Genomic DNA, 17,438 nt, shown 5'->3' with positions numbered 1-17,438 from the left:
TCGAAGGGCGGCCGTTGGGCCGCCCCGGAGATGGTGATGGTGAGGATTTGCGCTAGCCGGCCGCGGCCTCGAGCGCGGTCACCGCGGGCAGCGGCTTGCCCTCAACGTACTCGAGGAAGGCGCCGCCGCCGGTGGAGATGTACGAGACCTGGTCCTCGATGCCGTACTTGTCGATGGCCGCCAGGGTGTCGCCGCCGCCGGCGATGGAGAAGCCGTTGCTCTCGGCGATGGCCCTCGACAGCGCTTCGGTGCCCATGCCGAACTGGTCGATCTCGAACACGCCGACGGGGCCGTTCCAGAGGATGGTGCCGGCGCTCTCGAGCAGGCCGCCGAAGCGCGAGGCGGTCTCGGGGCCGATGTCGAGGATCATCTCGTCGTCGCCCACCTGGTCGACCGGGCGGACCACGGCCTCGGCGGACTCCGAGAACTCGGTGGCGACCACCACGTCGGTGGGCAGGGGGATCTCGACCCTGGCCATCAGTGCCTTGGCCTGGTCGATCAGGTCGGCCTCGTGCAGCGACTTGCCGACGTTGTAACCGGCCGCGGCGATGAAGGTGTTGGCGATGCCGCCGCCGACGATCAGCTGGTCGCACTTCTCGGAGAGGGCGTTGAGCACCTCGAGCTTGGTCGAGACCTTGGAGCCGCCGACGATCGCCACCATGGGCCGAGCGGGCGTCGCCAGGGCCTTTTCCAGCGCCTCGAGCTCCTGGGCGAGCAGCGGGCCGGCACAGGCGGCCGGGGCGAAGCGGGCCACGCCGTGGGTCGAGGCCTGGGCGCGGTGGGCGGTGCCGAAGGCGTCCATGACGTAGACGTCGCACAGGCTGGCGTAGGCCCGCGACAGCGCTTCGTCGTCCTTCTTCTCGCCGCTGTTGAAGCGCACGTTCTCGAGCAGCACCACTTCGCCGTCGGCGATGTCGAACGGGCCGTCCAGGTAGTCGGTGACCAGGCGCACCGGCTGGCCGAGCAACTGACCGAGGTGAGCGGCGACCGGGGCCAGCGAGAACTCCTCGGCGGGCTCGCCCTCGGTGGGGCGGCCCAGGTGGCTCATCAGCATCACCTTGGCGCCGGCGTCGCGGGCGGCCTTGATGGTCGGCAGGCAGGCGCGGATGCGCGCGTCCGAGGTGACGCTGCCCTGCTTGACCGGCACGTTGAGGTCTTCACGGATCAGCACTCGCTTGCCGGCGAGAGCGAGGTCGGTCATCTTGCGCACGTTCATGTGGCGAGTCCCCTTTCTTGGTCATTCCCGAACTGGGTGAATCTGGAACGTTCAGCGTCCGCCGAGCGTGGCGCGGCCGGCGAACGGGCACGGCGTTCAGCGCCGCGCGTCGAATTCGGCCAGGCGCGCGGCGACGTCGAGCATGCGATTGGCGAAGCCCCATTCGTTGTCGAACCAGCTGAGCATCTTGATCAGGTGGCCACCGGCGACCCGGGTCTGGGTGGCGTCCACGATACCCGAGCGCGGATCGTGGTTGAAGTCGACCGAGGCCATGGGCTCCTCAGTGTAGCCGAGCCGACCGGCCAGGCGCGTGCGGCTGGCCTCGGCGAGCAGGGCGTTGACCTCGGCGGCCCGGGTGGCATGGCGCACCGAGATCGCCATGTCCATCGCCGAGACGTTGATCGTTGGCACCCGCACGTGCAGGCATTCGAAACGCCCGGCGAGATGCGGCATCAGCCGCTCGATGCCGCGCGCCAGCCCGGTATCCACCGGAATGATCGACTGCATCGCCGAGCGGGTCAGGCGCAGGTCGGACTTGTGATAGGCGTCGATCACCGGCTGGTCGTTCATCGCCGAGTGGATGGTGGTGGTGACGCCGTGCTCGATGCCCAGTGCCTCGTCGAGCACGGTGAGAATCGGGATCAGGCAGTTGGTGGTGCAGGAGGCGGCCGAGACGATGCGCATCGCCGGGTCGAGGGCGGCCTCGTTGATGCCGCCGACCACGGTCAGGTCGACATCGGACTCGGCGGGCTGCGAGAACAGCAGGCGCCGAGCGCCGGCGGCGAGGTGGCGCTCGGCGGTGGTGCGGTCCTTGAAGCTGCCCGAACACTCCAGCACCAGGTCGATGCCGAGTTCCGACCAGGGCAGGTCGGCGGGCTCGGGCTCGCACAGCAGGGCGATCGGCCGGCCATCGACCACCAGTCGCTCGCCGGCGGTCTCGACGCGGCCGGGAAAGCGGCCGTGGGTGGTGTCGTAACGTGTCAGGTAGGCGACCGTCGCCAGGTCCGAGAGCTCGTTGATCGCCACCACCTCGAGGTCGAGTTCGGGCCGTTCGACGAGCGCGCGCAATACGCACTGGCCGATGCGGCCGTAACCGTTGATGGCGATGCGGTGGGGCATGGGCAGGCTCGACGGCAACCGTTGGGGCGTGACGAAGGCAGAGATTCTAGCGCAAAGCGTGCAACGCCCCAACTGCCGTTCGTGGGTGGGGGCGACGCGAGGCAGGCCTGCCGGAGGCGCCTTGAACCCTTCCCTGGGCGCTACCTGCGCCATCCCTGGCGCAGGACCTCCTTCGGCCTGCCTCGACGCCGTGCCCTCGGAGGGGAAAAAGGCAGGACGCTTCCAGGCGGCTCAGTCGATGTGCGGGTCGACCAGCAGCCGCCCATGAATGTCGGCGTTGATCATCGCCTCGGCGCGCTCGGCGATCAGCTCCATGCCGATCTCCTCGACGTGCATGGACTCGCGCATCGCCGCCGGCAGCTCGGCGATGCGCTGCCACACCTCGCGGCGCTTGGCGAGCGGGGTTCGGGCGCTCTCGACGCCCAGCAGCGAGACGCCGCGGAGGATGAACGGCATCACCGAGGTGGGCAGATCGCTGCCGCCGGCCAGGCCGACCGCGGCGACCCGGCCGTGCTCTTCCATCTGGGCGATCACGTTGGCCAGGGGGTTGTCGCCGACGGTGTCGATGGCGCCCGCCCAGCGGGCCTTCTCGAGCGGGCGCGGCTCGCCCTTGAACTCGACGCGGTCGAGCACCTCGGTGGCGCCGAGTTCCTTGAGCCACTGATCCTGGTCGGGCTTGCCGGTGACCGCGTACACCTCGTAGTGGTAATGGGCGAGCATCTGTACCGCCCAACTGCCCACGCCGCCGGTGGCGCCGGTGACCAGCACGCGCGCGCCGCGCTCCAGGCCGGCTTCCTCGAGGCGCAGGATGGCGAGCATGGCGGACAGCCCGGCGGTGCCGAAGAGCATCGCCTCGCGGGTGGTCAGGTCCTCGGGGCAGGGCACCAGCCAGTCGGCATCGACGCGCATGCGCTCGGCGAAACCGCCCCAGTAGCGCTCGCCGACGCCCCAGCCGGTGAGAATCACCCTGTCGCCCGGCGCGTAGCGGTCGCTCTCGCTGTCGCGCACCGTGCCGGCGAAGTCGATGCCCGGCACGAAGGGGTATTCGCGGACGATCTTGCCCTTGCCGGTGACCGCCAGGGCGTCCTTGTAGTTGAGGTCCGAATAGTCGATGTCGACGGTCACGGCGCGCTCGGGCAGGCGCTCGTCGTCGATGGTCTCGACCCGGGCGCGAGGATCTTCGTCCTTGAGCATCAGCACGCGGGGCATGGGTCCCTCCAGCAGGTAATCAGGTCGGTCGCGATCACCCCAGACTAGTCCGCCCGCCGTGGTCGGGCAATCGTGGGAGTCTTGCCTGCCCCCGGGCCTCTGCTACCATCGGCCCCTTGATTCGACCGGCCCGCCATCGTCTGCGCGGCGCGGGCGGCGTAGGCGACGAGGCAGCGGCATGAAACCGAGCGAGACCGGCTGGCGACACCTGATCCATTCGACCCGATATTCCCTCAAGGGCTTCAAGGCGGCCTTCCGCCACGAGTCGGCGTTCCGCCAGGAATTGCTGCTGTGCGTGCTGCTGGTGCCGCTGGCCTGGTGGATCGCCCGTACGCCGGTGGAATGGCTGCTGCTGGTGGGCAGCTGTGTCCTGGTGCTGGTGGTGGAGCTGCTCAACAGCGCCGTCGAGACCGTGGTCGATCGCATCGGCCCCGAGCATCACGTGCTCTCGGGCCGCGCCAAGGACATCGGCTCGGCGGCGGTGATGCTGTCGCTGATCATGGCCGGGCTGACCTGGGGCGTGATGATCTGGCAGCGTCTGGTCTGACGCGCCCGGTGGGGCCGCGTTGACGGGCCGGCTGGGCAAGCGCCGCGGCGACTTCTACGCTTCCTTACAGTGGGCCCGTAGTCGGGATGCGACATCATGACGCGCATCACCGTTCGTCGGCTTGTCTGGCCCCGGCGCCCCCGGTATCGTCTCTGATCTTTCGAATCGTCACGGACGGCGCCGCCTCCGACACCCACGACTGCAACGTCAATAACAATTGACTCGCCACAGCTTCAAGGAGCAGCACAGATGCGTTTGATCCTCTTGGGCGCCCCCGGTGCCGGCAAGGGCACGCAGGCCCAGTTCATCTGCGAACGGTACGGCATTCCGCAGATTTCCACCGGCGACATGCTGCGTGCCGCCGTCAAGGAAGGCAGTGACCTGGGCCTCAAGGTCAAGGAGATCATGACCAGTGGCGGCTTGGTGTCCGACGACATCATCATCGCCCTGGTCAAGGAGCGCATCAGCCAGCCCGACTGCGCCAACGGCTTCCTGTTCGACGGTTTCCCGCGCACCATTCCGCAGGCCGATGCCATGAAGGACGCCGGCGTCAAGCTCGACCACGTCCTCGAGATCGCCGTCGACGACGAGGAGATCGTCAAGCGTCTGGCCGGCCGCCGCGTGCATCCCGACTCCGGTCGCGTCTATCACGTCGAATACAACCCGCCCCGGGAAGAGGGCAAGGACGACGTCACCGGCGAGGCGCTGATCCAGCGTGACGACGATCGCGAGACCACCGTGCGCAACCGGCTGTCGGTCTACCACGAGCAGACCGAGCCGCTGGTCGACTACTACCGCCAGTGGGCCGAGCAGGATCCCGTCAATGCTCCCGCCTACCATCGCGTCGAGGGGATCGGCACGGTCGACGATATCCGCAACCAGGTGGTCAAGGCCCTGGAAGGCTGAACCCAGGTCCGCGAGCCCGACCCGCAGCCCGGCGCCTGTCGCCGGGCTGTTGCGTTGGGTGGCGGCGTCGGGCGCGGCTTTTGCCGGGGCCGCCCCGGTCGTATAATGCCCGCGCCATTCACGACGCTGCGAATCCCATGTCGACACTGCTGGCCCTGGATGCCTCCTCGACCGCCTGTTCCTGTGCCCTGTGGCGCGACGGCGAGGTGCTGTCGCGCTTCGCCCTGGCCCCGCGCGAACACACCCGCCGCCTGATGCCGATGATCGACGAGGTGCTCGCCGAGGCCGGGCTCGCCATCGCCGATCTCGACGCGCTGGCCTATGGCCGCGGGCCCGGCTCGTTCACCGGCCTGCGCATCGCCGCCGGGGTCGCCCAGGGGCTTGCCTTCGGTCTCGACCGCCCGCTGATCGGCGTGTCGACCCTCGAGGCGCTGGCGCTGGCCGCCCACCGCGAGCTGCATGTGCGTTACGTGATCGCCGCGCTCGATGCGCGGATGAACGAGATCTACGTCGCCGCCTACCATTGCCGGGACGGCGCGGTGACGCCGCTGCTCGACGAGGCGGTGCTGCCGCCCGAACGCCTGGCCTTGCCCGAGACGCTTCGCGACGCCGACTGGTGCGGCGTGGGTTCCGGCTGGACGCTGTGGGAGGCGATGCCGGTGTGGGTCAAGGATGCGCTCAGCCAGCGTCTGCCCGACGCCCAGCCGAGTGCCGAGGCGATGGTGCGCCTCGCCGCCGATGCCCTGGCGCGCGGGGAGGGGCAGGCCCCCCACGAGGCCGTGCCGGTCTATCTGCGCAATCAGGTCGCCTGGAAGAAGCCCGCGTCGTCCTGAACGCCAGCCCGGGCGCGTCCTGCGACGCACTCCGTTCCCGTCATGGCGGCCGCTCCGGCCGCTTGGGAAGTGCTGAATAAATCGGCGAGCGGTGTCAAGCACGAGGCGTACGGCGCACAGGAACCGGAGCCTATGGGGTATAGGTGAGGATTCCGCGCACCGCACAACGACGTGATTGGCCCGCGCAGCCATTTATGTAGTGTTTCCCTTGTACAAGGAAGACTCCGATGGATTGGTTTCAACTGGTCTCGCTGTCGCTGATTCAGGGGCTCACCGAATTTCTGCCGATCTCCTCCTCGGCGCATCTGATCCTGCCCTCGCAGGTGCTCGGCTGGCCCGACCAGGGGCTGGCCTTCGATGTCTCCGTGCACGTCGGCACGCTGCTGGCGGTGCTGCTGGCCTTTCGCCACGAGGTGGTGGCGATTCTGGGTGGCTGGTTCGGCCAGTTCGCCGGGGCGGGCTCGCTGGTCTCGCGCCAGACCCCGGAGAGCCGGCTGGGCTGGATGGTGATCCTGGCCACTCTCCCCGCGGTGATCGCCGGCGGCCTGTTCAGCGATCTGATCGAGACCTCGCTGCGCTCGTCGCTGGTGATCGCCCTGGCGACGCTGCTGTTCGGCCTGCTGCTGTGGTGGGCGGACGCCCGCGGCAGCCGTAGCCGCGACCTGGCGAGTCTGACCTTCAGGGCGGCGCTGATCGTCGGGCTGTTCCAGGTGCTGGCACTGATTCCCGGCACGTCGCGCTCGGGGATCACCATCACCGCGGCGCTGCTGCTGGGCTTCGACCGTCAGAGTTCGGCGCGTTTCTCGTTTCTGCTGTCGATTCCGCTGATCGTCGCCGCGGGGGCGCTCAAGGGCCTCGAGCTGGCCGAGACCGGCAGTGACGCCGCGATCCACGACGTGCTGATCGGCGCCGGGCTGTCGTTCGTCGCCGCCCTGGTGTGCATCAAGCTGTTCCTGGCGGCGCTGGATCGCATCGGCATGTGGCCGTTCGTCGTCTACCGTCTGGTGCTGGGCGTCGTGCTGCTCGGGCTATGGGCGGCGTGACGATGCCGGTGGCGGTGGGCGAGGGGCTGCGCGAGCTCGCCGAGCGGCTGGGCTTGCGCTGGTCGGCGACGCCCCCCGCCACGGGGCTGGCGCTGGTCGAAACGCCCGACGGTCTGGCGATCGCCGGCGATCCGCAACGTTACGGCAAGCCGTTGCTGGCGGACTTCGTCGCCGGCAAGGCGGGCCACCGGCGGCGCTTCGGCGGTGGGCGCGGGCAGTTGGTGGCCCGGGCCTGCGGGCTGGTCAAGGGTGTCACGCCGCATGTCGTCGACGCCACCGCCGGGCTGGGGCGCGATGCCTTCGTGCTCGCCACGCTGGGCGCCGAGGTGCTGATGCTCGAGCGGGTGACGGCGATCGCCGCGCTGCTCGAGGACGCCCTGCTTCGCGCCGGTCGTGACGCCGAGGTGGCGCCGATCGCCGCGCGCCTGCGGCTGCGTCGCGCGGATGCCGCCGAGGCCCTGGCGGCGACGGTCGCGGCGGCCGACTTTCCCGCCCAGGTGATCCATCTCGACCCGATGTTCCCGCATCGTGACAAGTCGGCGCTGGTCAAGAAGGAGATGCGCGTGTTCCGCGAGCTGGCCGGCGACGACGACGATGCCCCGCGGCTGCTCGAGGCGGCGCTCGACGTCGCCACCCACCGCGTGGCGGTCAAGCGCCCGCGCAAGGCCCCTCCGATCGACGGACCGCGTCCGGCCCACAGCCTCGAGGCCAAGACCAGTCGCTACGATCTGTACGTGCATCGCTCCCTGCGCGCTTAGTCCGTTGCCTGATGTGCCGCGGCGCGGCTCGGTGCCTCATCATCGCTCGCCGCCGGCCCGGCGGGGCGGGCGATCTGCAGCAGGCGGTGGCGCAGTTCCGGGTCGAACAGGCTGCGGCTGCGCTTGAGGGCCTCGCCGAGCAGGTCGTCGAAGGCCAGCCGGCCGTCGCTTTCCCAGACCCAGCCTTCGGCTTCCAGGCTGTCGAGCAGCGAGCTGAACAGGCGCCGGTCGAAGAATTCCGGGGCGTTGAGCCCCGAGAGCAGGGTCAGGCGTTCGGCGAGCTGGCGGCTGCGCTCCTCGAGGGCGTCGCGGGTCAGGCTCGCGCTGGGCTGGCGCAAGAGCGCGGCCAGCAGCAGGTAGCCGCGCTCCAGAGTGGGCTGGACCAGACGGCCCAGCAATTGCAGTTGCTGGTTGGCGAGGCTGTGCCCCGGCGGGCGCTGCCAGCCCTGCGCGGTGCGCTCGAGCAGGCCGTGATCGACCAGGGTCGCCAGCGTGGCCTGCAGGGCCTGGCGAAAGTCCGCGCCCGGCAGGCGAACGTACTGCTCCTGGGCGATCAGCGGCCAGGCCGGGGCGAGGCGCTGATCCAGGGTCTCCAGGTCATTCTGGGCGTTGTTGCGAAAGGCGAAGGCGACCAGCGCGGGCAGTGCGAACAGGTGCTGGACGTTGTTGCGATACCAGGTGAGCAGGGTGGCGCGTTCGCCGTCGATGAGTACCAGCTCGCCCAGCGCCTGCGACCGGCGCTCGACGAAGCCCAGCCATTGCGCTTCGGCCAGCCACTCCCGCGGCGAGCCCTCGGGCAGGCTCACCCGGCTGCCGCCCGGCTGGCTGCGCTGCAACGCCACCAGCAACGTCATCTGGTGCTCGAGCAGGTCGGCCTCGATGGCCCGGTGCGGCGTCGCCAGCAGCACCAGGGCGGTGAGGTTGACCGGGTTCAGCGCCGCGGCGGCGTTGATCCGCTGGCCCAGCTCGCGACCCAGCAACGGCACCGTACGGCTCAGCCAGGCGGGGCGTGTCTCGTGGCGGCTGTCGCGCCAGTGGGGCGCGGCAGCGTCGAGGAAGTCGTCGAGCTCGAGAGGCTCGCCGACGTTGACCTGGACCCGGCCGAAGGGCTGGCGCAGCTGGCCGAGCACCCGGAACAGGTCCAGCGGCGACTCCTTCTTCTTGCGCCCGCCGCGCAGCTCGCGCAGATAGCTGGCGCTTTCCAGCACCTTCTCGTAGCCGATGTAGACCGGCACGAAGGCCACGCCGCGCTGGGTGCCGCGCAGGTAGGAGCGCAGGGTCATCGCCAGCATGCCGGGACGCGGCGCCAGCAGGCGGCCGCTGCGCGAGCGCCCGCCCTCGATGAAGTACTCCACCGGATGGCCGCGCGCCAGCAGACGGTGCAGGTATTCGTTGAAGACTGCCCCGTAGAGCCGGTTGTCCTTGAAGCTGCGACGCAGGAAGAAGGCTCCACCGCGGCGCAGCAGCGCGCCGACCACCGGCATGTCGAGATTGCGTCCGGCGGCGATGTGCGGTGGCATCAGCCCCTCGCGGTAGAGCACGTAGGAGAGCAGCAGGTAGTCGATATGGCTGCGATGGCAGGGCACATAGACCAGGGTGTGGTCGCCGGCCAGGCGCTTGACCTGTTCCAGCCCGTTGATCCGCACCCCGGCATAGAGCCGGTTCCACAGCCGGTGCAGCAACTGATCGAGGAAGCGCAGCACCGGATAGCTGGTATTGGAGGCGATCTCGCGGGCGTAGCGACGTGCGCGGCGCTCGACCCGCGCATGCGACAGCCCCTGGGCGGTGGCCGTCTCGTCGATCACCCGCTGGATCTCGCGATCGGCGATCAGCCCTGCGATCAGCGTGCGTCGATGCGACAGATCGGGCCCCAGCACCCGCGTGCGCACGCGCCGGAAGTGCACACGCAGGACCCGCGAGACCTTGCGCCGGGTCAGCGCGGCGGGGCGTTCGTCGAGCAGCTCGCGCAGTGACAGTGGCTCGCCCCAGTAGAGTTCGACGTTGCGTGCGTTGACCAGCATCGACAGTGCCCGGCGCAAGCGACCGGTAAGCTGCCAGCTGTCGGCGGCGAGCAGCTTCCAGAAGCCGAAGGTCTTGCCCGGGGCGCGGCCCCAGAACACGCTGACCGGCACCAACTGGACGTCGGTGTCGGGATGCTCGGCCAGGGCGTCGATCAGTTCGCCGAACGGCGCGTCCGGTGAACGGCGACGCCACAGCCGTCGCTTGTGACTGGGTAGCGCCAGGCAGCCGCGTCGGGTCACGTTGCCCACCCGCCAGCGTGCCTCGGGGGCGGGCAGGCCGTGGCGGCGGCAGATGATTTCCAGCAGCAGGCGGTCGGACAGCGCCGGGTGCGGCAGCACGTAGAGAGTGGGGCGTGTGGGGTCGAGCCCCAGTCGCTCGGGGGCGGGCTCGATCAGGCGCAACTCGACCCAGGCGGCCAGAAGACGGCGCAGCACGACGCGTAGCGGGTGGAGCAGCGAGTTGAGTAATGCCATCCGGGTGCCGATCCGATAAGTGTTGGGGCAGTATAGTGATTTTGCGTCGTCGCGGCGTGGTGCTGTCGGGCGCTGTGAGCATGACGACCGTTGATACGGGGAAAGACGATGCGTGGAGTCTGGCGGGATGGCAACCGCTTTGCGTTATTGCCGGAGAGCCGTTGCTTTCTGCCGGCGATGACCGAGGCCATCGCCGGGGCGCGGCAGTCGATCGTGCTCGAACTCTATCTGATGGAGTCGGGGACGCTGGCCTCGCAGTTGATCGATGCGCTGGGCGCCGCGGCGGCACGCGGCGTCCAGGTGCTGGTGCTGCTCGACGGTTACGGCTCGATGAAGCTCGCCGCGGCGGATCGCCGGCGACTGGTCGATGCCGGGGTGGCGCTGCGTGTGTTCAACCCGCTGGTCTGGTATCGGCTGGGCAAGAACTTCACCCGTGACCATCGCAAGCTGCTGATCATCGATGGCCGGGTGGCGTTCACCGGGGGCTTCGGCGCCAGCGACGAGTTCCTCGACACCTGGTTCGACGTCGCGGTGCGCATCGAGGGGCCGGTGGTCGCCGACTGGGTACGCCTGTTCTCGCGCCTCTGGGATTCGCCGCTGACCCGCGGCGAGGGCGACCCGCGACTGGTCCAGCGCCTGGGGCTGGATGTCGCCGCGCTCGACGATTACCAGGGCATGCGCGGGCGGGTGGTCTGGGGGCAGGGCTATCGCTATCAGGCGATTCGCCTGTCACTGCACCAGCAGCTCCGCCAGGCCCAGCGGCGGATCTGGTTCTGCACGCCCTATTTCGTGCCCACCCTGAGCCTGCGCCGGCGACTGGCCCGTGCCGCCCGGCGCGGGATCGACGTGCGTCTGCTGCTGCCCGGCGAGGCCCACGATCATCCCGGCATCCGTTATGCCGGTCAGCGCTTCTACGGGCGCTTGCTGCGCGCGGGAGTGCGCATCTTCGAGTTCCAGCCGCGCTTCATCCATGCCAAGTTCTCGCTGGCCGACGATTGGGCGACGGTCGGCTCGTGCAACTTCGACCACTGGAGCCTGCAATGGAACCTGGAGGCCAATCAGGAAGTGCACGACGCGCGTTTCGCCAAGGAGATCGCGGCGCTGTTCGAGCGCAACTTCGCCCAGAGCGTGGAGATCCTGCCCGAGGACTGGGCACGCCGCTCGCGCTGGCAGCGGCTGCGCGAGTGGCTGTACGGCACGCTGGACGCCTGGGTCACTCGACTGCGTTGAACCGGGCTTCGCCCGGGAGCGGGAAGAACGCCCACTTCCCTCTTCCCTCTTATGACTTACGGTTGCGCTTGCCGCGCCCGGCCGGCGACTTGCCGCGCGGCTTGGGCTTGGGCGTCTCCGGCGGCACGCGGTAGTGCAGGTAGAGATCGAGGACCAGTTCCGGCAGTTGCGTCACCAGGCGTTCGGCGTCCGCCGGGCGGCGAATGAACTCGGCCATGTCGGGCTCGTCGTCGAACAGCCCCGACAGCGCCATGAACGGCAGCAGCAGGGTCGCGGCGGCTTCCTCGTCCTGTTCGAACCAGGCGCTCTCGTCGAGGAACACGCTTTCCATGAAGCCGGCGCACCAGTCGCCGATCGGCGTCTCCTCGGGGGCCAGGCCGTCGAGGGTCAGCTCGAAGGGCAGCTCCGGCAACTGGCCCTGCTCGAGCGCGGCGATGGCATTGCCGCGCAACTGCTCGAGCAGGCCGAGCACGGCGTCGCGCTCGGCATCGTCGGCGAAGGCCGGTTCGCCGTGGAAGAGCTCGCCGACCCAAGCGCTCGCCGGAACCTCGCGTGGGGCCACCGCCAGGGCGACGAGAAAGCCGTGGGCGCCGATCAGGTCGAGGGCGTCCTCGCCGGCGCGATCGGAGTCGAGAAAGTCGTCGAGGCGATCGAGTTCCTCGTCATCGAGCAGGGGCTGGGGCGGGAGCGCTTCGGGCATCGGCGTCGTATCCTCTGGCAAGACGGACGCGCTGGACGCGCGCCGGGTTCGTCGGCATTCTAGCATCCCCATGCAAGCGCCGACTCTCCCCACCCCGGATACCGACTGGCTCGCCGCGCTCTCCCGCGAGGCGTTGCACGACGCCGCCCGTGCGCGCTGCGCGGCGGCCTGGCGCCTGGCCTGCGAGGTCTTCCCCGGCCTGCCGCAGCCGGCGGTGTGGCTCGATCTGCGCGGCAAGTGCGCCGGCCAGGCCCACTTCGGCCGCGGCGGGCTGCGCCTCAACCCGGTGCTGCTGGCCGAGAATCGTCTGGCCTTCTTCGTCGAGGTGATCCCCCACGAGATGGCTCACTGGCTGGTCCATCATCTCGAGGGCGGCGAGCGGGTGCGCCCCCACGGGCACGAGTGGCGCAGCGTGATGCGTCGTCTCTACGGGCTCGAGCCGAGCGCCACCCACCGTTTCGATACCCGCCGGGCCAGCCCGGCCCCGCATCGCTATCGCTGCGCGTGTCGCGATCATCATTTCAGTCAGCGACGGCACGCCCGCGCGCTCGGCGGTCAGCGGTATTATTGTCGACACTGTCGACAACAGCTGCGGCATGCGGATTCGGCGACCTCTTGATGTAATCGTAAGTCAATGAAATATCTGTAAAAAATCTTCCTACCAAGGTCTAATTGGGACCTTGCCCCGCTGTGGGTATATGCTGGTTGGAGATTCAGCGTGAATTTCGGGTCGGTATCGACCGTTCGACGGGGCGCCGGGACCGAACTTCGACAATCGATCTTTCCAGGACGGGGGCGATATGACCGAACAGCAGAAGGTCCATCCGGTCAGCGAGACGATGGCGGCCAATGCATGGGCCGACAAGGACACCTATCTGTCGATGTACCAGCAGTCCGTCGACGACCCGGAAGGTTTCTGGGCCGAGCAGGCCAAGCGCCTCGACTGGAGCCGGGCGCCGACCAGGGTCAAGCACACCTCCTTCGACCCCCACAACGTGGATATCCGCTGGTTCGAGGACGGCGAGCTCAACGCCTGTCACAACTGCGTGGACCGGCATCTCGAGAGCCGCGGCGACCAGCCGGCGATCATCTGGGAGGGGGACGAGCCCGGCGACAGCAAGACCTACACCTTCCGCGACCTGCATGCCCGCACCAGCCAGCTCGCCAATGCCTTCAAGGCGCTCGGCGTCGGCAAGGGCGACACCGTCACCCTCTACATGCCGATGATCCCCGAGGCGGCGATGGCGATGCTCGCCTGTGCCCGCATCGGGGCCATCCACTCGGTGGTGTTCGGCGGCTTCTCGCCGGACGCGCTGGCCCAGCGCGTGGTCGATGCCCAGTCGAAGCTGGTGATCACCGCCGATGAATCGGTGCGCGGCGGCAAGCGCGTCCCGCTCAAGGACAACGTCGACGCCGCCCTGACCCGCGACGGCACCGATGTCGTCGACAACGTGCTGGTGGTCCAGCGCACCGGCGGCGACATCGAGTGGCACGACGGTCGCGACGTCTGGTTCCACGAGGTCGTCGACAAGCAGTCCAGTGACTGCCCGGTCGAGCCCATGAACGCCGAGGATGCCCTGTTCATCCTCTACACCTCGGGGTCCACCGGCAAGCCCAAGGGGCTCAAGCACACCACCGGCGGCTACCTGCTGCATGCCTCGCTGACCCATCAGTACGTCTTCGACTATCACGACGGCGAGGTCTACTGGTGCGCCGCCGATGTCGGCTGGATTACCGGTCACAGCTACATCGTCTATGGCCCGCTGGCCAATGGCGCGACCACGCTGATGTTCGAGGGCGTGCCCAGCTATCCCACCTCCGGGCGCATGGGCGAGGTGATCGACAAGCACGGGGTGTCGATCCTGTATACCTCGCCCACCGCGATCCGCGCGCTGATGGCCCACGGCGAGAACGTCATGGACTCCAGCAAGCGCGACAGCCTGCGCGTGCTGGGCTCGGTGGGCGAGCCGATCAACCCCGAGGCCTGGGAATGGTTCTATCGGGTGATCGGCAACTCGAAGTGCCCGATCGTCGATACCTGGTGGCAGACCGAGACCGGCGGCATCATGATCGCGCCGCTCCCCGGTGCCATCGACCTCAAGCCGGGGTCGGCGACGCGGCCGTTCTTCGGCGTGCAGCCGGCGCTGGTCGACAGCGAGGGCAACATTCTCGAGGGCGCCACCAACGGCAACCTGGTGATCCTGGATTCCTGGCCGGGCCAGGCGCGCACCATCTGGAAGAACCACGAGCGCTTCGTCGACACCTACTTCTCCGCCTACAAGGGGATGTACTTCACCGGCGACGGCTGCCGCCGCGACGAGGACGGCTACTACTGGATCACCGGACGCGTCGACGACGTGATCAATGTCTCCGGCCATCGCATGGGTACCGCCGAGATCGAGTCGTCGCTGGTCGCCCACGAGGCGGTGGCCGAGGCCGCGGTGGTCGGCTACCCCCACGACATCAAGGGGCAGGGGATCTACATCTACGTCACCCTGGGCGACGAGTACGAGCCCAGCGACGAGCTCAAGAAGGAGCTCACCCAGTGGGTGCGCAAGGACATCGGGCCGATCGCCTCGCCGGATGTGATCCAGTGGGCGCCGAGCCTGCCCAAGACCCGGTCGGGCAAGATCATGCGCCGCATCCTGCGCAAGATCGCCGCCAACGAGACCGACGGGCTGGGCGATACCAGCACCCTGGCCGACCCGAGCGTGGTCGAGGATCTGATCGCCAACCGCGCCAATCGCTGACGTCTGTCTCGCCGATGCCGCCGCGGCGCCGGTCACGCCCCATGGTCGAGGCGTGCCCCGGCGGAAAGCACGCCACTTAGTCGGTGGCATTCGGCCTTTCATGCCGGCCTTTCGGGGCCGGTTTTTTCATGGGTCCGCCGAGTATCGACGGGGCGCTTGACGGCGCTTGGGAATCGGGTAGGGCATGGGGTAACATGCCAGACACGAGAGGCGACAAGCTTGGCGTCGTCGGGGTTCCCCGAGGCGCGGCGGCTCGCTGCAGGAGGATCCGGAGGAGACTCAATGGCCTTTGCCCAGAAATTCATCGTCGCCGATGATCACCCGCTGTTTCGAGCAGCCTTGACCCAGGCGCTGCGTCAGGTCGCACCGCAGGCCGAAATCGTCGAATCCGACACCATGGATGCCACGACCGAGGTGGTCACCCGCCACCCCGATGCCGATCTGATCCTGCTCGATCTGCACATGCCAGGGGCGCACGGCTTCTCGGGGCTGATCCAGTTGCGCGGTCAGACGCCGGAGATCCCGGTGGCGGTGATCTCCGGCAGCGACGAACCCCACGTGGTACGCCGCGCCATCGACTACGGGGCGTCCGGGTTCATTCCCAAGTCGGCATCGCTGACGGTGATCGCCGAGGCGGTGGGCGAGATTCTCGACGGCGAGATCTGGCTGCCCGAGGAGATCGCCGAAGCGATCGGCGAGTCCGACGAGGAGGATGCCCGGTTCGCCGAGGCGATCGCGTCGCTGACGCCCCAGCAGTTCCGGGTGCTCAACATGCTCACCGAGGGGCTGCTCAACAAGCAGATCGCCTTCGAGCTCAATGTCAGCGAGGCGACCATCAAGGCGCACGTCACGGCGATCCTGCGCAAGCTCGGGGTGCATTCGCGGACCCAGGCGGTGATCGCCGCCCAGAAGCTCGAGGTGGAGCCGCCCAAGGTGGAGTCCTGAGCCCGACGCGACGCGAGTCGACTCGTCCGGCATCGACGAAAAAGCCGCCCCGCACGCTGTGCGGGGCGGCTTTTTTCGGGTGCATCGCATGTTGCCGGGAAATGCAGCGCGAATCCTCAAGAACAAGCTACCTTCCACAGCCCCTGCGATTGGCTTGTCCTTGTGGGAAATGGAATGGACCCGTCCCCCCTTGTGCCAAGATGAGCCTGTAACGCCATCTATCGGTGCATGGGGCACCCACGGCATCCCGAGAGGAGGGTCCATTCATGAACAAGATTAGCATTGTGGGTATCGATCTCGCCAAGCACGTCTTCCAACTGCACGCCATCGATGCACACGGCCGCAAGGTCTTCGGCAAGTCGGTGAGCCGCCAGCAACTGCGCCTGACACTGAGCCAGATGCCGCCGTGCCGGGTCGCGATGGAAGCCTGTGGTTCGGCCCATTATTGGGCGCGTGAGATCCGCGCGATGGGGCATGACGCGCTCCTGTTGCCGCCCCAGGCCGTGAAGCCCTTCGTCCAGGGCCACAAGAACGACGCCCGCGATGCGGCGGGGATCGCCGAGGCGGCGGCGCGTCCCGCCACGCCCCACGTGGCCATCAAGACCGAGGCGCAACAGGCGCTTCAGGCCATACATCGGGTACGCACACGTCTGGTTCGCGAGCGCACGGCGATCGGCAATGAGTTGCGCGGTCTGATGGGCGAGTTCGGACTCGTGGTGGCCCAGGGCCACGCGGTGCTTCGCCAGGGCGTCGCCCGAGAGTTGATCGAGCGACACCGCGAGCGACTGGGTAGCGCCCTGTGCCTGCTGCTGGAAGACCTGATCGCCCAATGGCGTGACGTGGACGAGCGGCTCAAGGGTTATGACAAGCAGCTGATGGCACTGGCCAAGGCCTCGTCGGATGCCGAACGGCTGATGAGCGTGCCCGGCATCGGTCCGGTCAATGCCACGCTGTTGCTGAGCCATCTGGGCGATCCCCGGCGTTTCCCCAACGGCCGCCAGTTCAGTGCCTCGATCGGTCTGGTACCGCGGCAGTTCTCCAGTGGTGGCAAGGCGCGGTTGAGGGGCATCACCAAACGGGGCAACGGCGAGGTGCGACGCCAGTTGGTGCATGGGGCCCGGGCGGCCTTACGCCAGTTCCAGCGCCAGGCGGCTCCCGACCGGCTGGCCCGTTGGGTCTGTGAGCTGGCGGCACGCGTGGGCCAACGCAAGGCGATCGTGGCGCTGGCCAACAAGCTGGCCCGTATCTGTTGGTCCGTGCTGGCTCATAGCCGGCCTTATCAGCCTCAGGGCCAGGTGATCTGAGGGCCGGACGGGAAGAAAGGCAAGAAGCGCAAGCGGATACAGAAAAGCGTTTTCCGAGGTTGCGCGGGCAAGTTGCCTCGATGACATGGTCGGCAAGACCGGCTCTCTGGCACACTGATAATTCGCTAGGCCCGTTGGAGGCCGTGTGGGAGATAAGAGGCCAGAGAGCGCGCATTCCATCAGGGCCCGGCGCCGCAGGCGCCACAAGAGGCCGGATATAAGCGTGCAGTCTCACCTCATGTCTCGTTGCTGCTGGCTTGCACAACGGGACGGGTCCATATAAGCGAATTTATTCGCGATGGCGGCGGGCACTGCCCCCCGGCCATGCCGGGCGCCTGCGGCGCCAATCGGGAACGAGTTCCCTCCCACAGAAACTTTCATGC

Annotated in this window: 15 protein-coding genes; 10 read left to right on the top strand and 5 right to left on the bottom strand. The window is 68.4% G+C overall.

Features of this window, described 5'->3' with window-relative positions:
* Positions 1 to 52: 52 nt before the first annotated feature.
* The 3 genes from KGR00_RS18005 to KGR00_RS17995 all read right to left on the bottom strand — a co-directional run bounded on the left by KGR00_RS18005 (position 53) and on the right by KGR00_RS17995 (position 3,544).
* A complete protein-coding gene (locus tag KGR00_RS18005; protein WP_224418855.1) occupies positions 53 to 1,216 on the bottom strand; it encodes a phosphoglycerate kinase in 1,164 nt (387 codons plus the stop codon).
* A gap of 96 nt (positions 1,217 to 1,312) precedes the next feature.
* A complete protein-coding gene (locus KGR00_RS18000) occupies positions 1,313 to 2,335 on the bottom strand; it encodes a glyceraldehyde 3-phosphate dehydrogenase NAD-binding domain-containing protein (RefSeq protein ID WP_224418856.1) in 1,023 nt (340 codons plus the stop codon).
* 231 nt (positions 2,336 to 2,566) lie between these two features.
* Complete coding sequence (locus KGR00_RS17995) at positions 2,567 to 3,544, bottom strand: MDR family oxidoreductase (RefSeq protein WP_224418857.1); 978 nt, start codon at positions 3,542 to 3,544, stop codon at positions 2,567 to 2,569.
* Between the two features lie 178 nt (positions 3,545 to 3,722).
* Between KGR00_RS17995 and KGR00_RS17990 the strand changes: the two genes are divergently transcribed.
* The 5 genes from KGR00_RS17990 (at position 3,723) to KGR00_RS17970 (ending at position 7,631) form a co-directional block, all read left to right on the top strand.
* Positions 3,723 to 4,091, top strand: coding sequence for a diacylglycerol kinase (locus KGR00_RS17990; RefSeq protein WP_224418858.1), 369 nt, complete (start codon positions 3,723 to 3,725; stop codon positions 4,089 to 4,091).
* A gap of 249 nt (positions 4,092 to 4,340) precedes the next feature.
* Positions 4,341 to 4,997, top strand: a complete 657-nt coding sequence (adk, locus tag KGR00_RS17985) for an adenylate kinase (RefSeq protein ID WP_129141233.1) — start codon at positions 4,341 to 4,343, stop codon at positions 4,995 to 4,997.
* A 137-nt stretch (positions 4,998 to 5,134) separates the two neighbouring features.
* Entirely contained in the window at positions 5,135 to 5,830 is a 696-nt protein-coding gene (tsaB, locus tag KGR00_RS17980) for a tRNA (adenosine(37)-N6)-threonylcarbamoyltransferase complex dimerization subunit type 1 TsaB (RefSeq protein ID WP_129141234.1), read from the top strand.
* A gap of 227 nt (positions 5,831 to 6,057) precedes the next feature.
* Complete coding sequence (locus tag KGR00_RS17975; protein WP_224418859.1) at positions 6,058 to 6,873, top strand: undecaprenyl-diphosphate phosphatase; 816 nt, start codon at positions 6,058 to 6,060, stop codon at positions 6,871 to 6,873.
* A gap of 2 nt (positions 6,874 to 6,875) precedes the next feature.
* Positions 6,876 to 7,631 (top strand): class I SAM-dependent methyltransferase, encoded by a 756-nt coding sequence (locus KGR00_RS17970; RefSeq protein ID WP_224419860.1) that lies wholly within the window; start codon positions 6,876 to 6,878, stop codon positions 7,629 to 7,631.
* Here KGR00_RS17970 and plsB read toward each other — a convergent pair.
* A complete protein-coding gene (plsB, locus tag KGR00_RS17965; RefSeq protein WP_224418860.1) occupies positions 7,628 to 10,126 on the bottom strand; it encodes a glycerol-3-phosphate 1-O-acyltransferase PlsB in 2,499 nt (832 codons plus the stop codon). The two genes, KGR00_RS17970 and plsB, sit on opposite strands and share 4 nt — an antisense overlap.
* Before the next feature lie 108 nt (positions 10,127 to 10,234).
* On the opposite strand from plsB, the gene KGR00_RS17960 reads away from it, so the two are divergent.
* Entirely contained in the window at positions 10,235 to 11,356 is a 1,122-nt protein-coding gene (locus KGR00_RS17960; RefSeq protein ID WP_129141238.1) for a phosphatidylserine/phosphatidylglycerophosphate/cardiolipin synthase family protein, read from the top strand.
* Between the two features lie 49 nt (positions 11,357 to 11,405).
* On the opposite strand, the gene KGR00_RS17955 is transcribed toward KGR00_RS17960, so the two are convergent.
* Entirely contained in the window at positions 11,406 to 12,056 is a 651-nt protein-coding gene (locus tag KGR00_RS17955) for a YecA family protein (protein WP_224418861.1), read from the bottom strand.
* Positions 12,057 to 12,126: 70 nt separating this feature from the next.
* On the opposite strand from KGR00_RS17955, the gene KGR00_RS17950 reads away from it, so the two are divergent.
* From KGR00_RS17950 to KGR00_RS17935, 4 genes are all read left to right on the top strand, one after another.
* Entirely contained in the window at positions 12,127 to 12,675 is a 549-nt protein-coding gene (locus KGR00_RS17950) for a SprT-like domain-containing protein (protein WP_224418862.1), read from the top strand.
* Between the two features lie 181 nt (positions 12,676 to 12,856).
* Complete coding sequence (acs, locus tag KGR00_RS17945; protein WP_224418863.1) at positions 12,857 to 14,806, top strand: acetate--CoA ligase; 1,950 nt, start codon at positions 12,857 to 12,859, stop codon at positions 14,804 to 14,806.
* A gap of 282 nt (positions 14,807 to 15,088) precedes the next feature.
* Positions 15,089 to 15,751 (top strand): response regulator transcription factor, encoded by a 663-nt coding sequence (locus KGR00_RS17940; RefSeq protein WP_129141242.1) that lies wholly within the window; start codon positions 15,089 to 15,091, stop codon positions 15,749 to 15,751.
* A 266-nt stretch (positions 15,752 to 16,017) separates the two neighbouring features.
* Entirely contained in the window at positions 16,018 to 17,055 is a 1,038-nt protein-coding gene (locus KGR00_RS17935; RefSeq protein ID WP_224417614.1) for an IS110 family transposase, read from the top strand.
* Positions 17,056 to 17,438: the final 383 nt, after the last annotated feature.

The organism is Modicisalibacter sp. MOD 31.J, assembly GCF_020147985.1.
GTDB lineage: Bacteria > Pseudomonadota > Gammaproteobacteria > Pseudomonadales > Halomonadaceae > Modicisalibacter > Modicisalibacter coralii.
The sequence above is the reverse complement of the archived record's forward strand: the minus strand, read 5'-3'. Positions and strand labels throughout refer to the sequence as shown.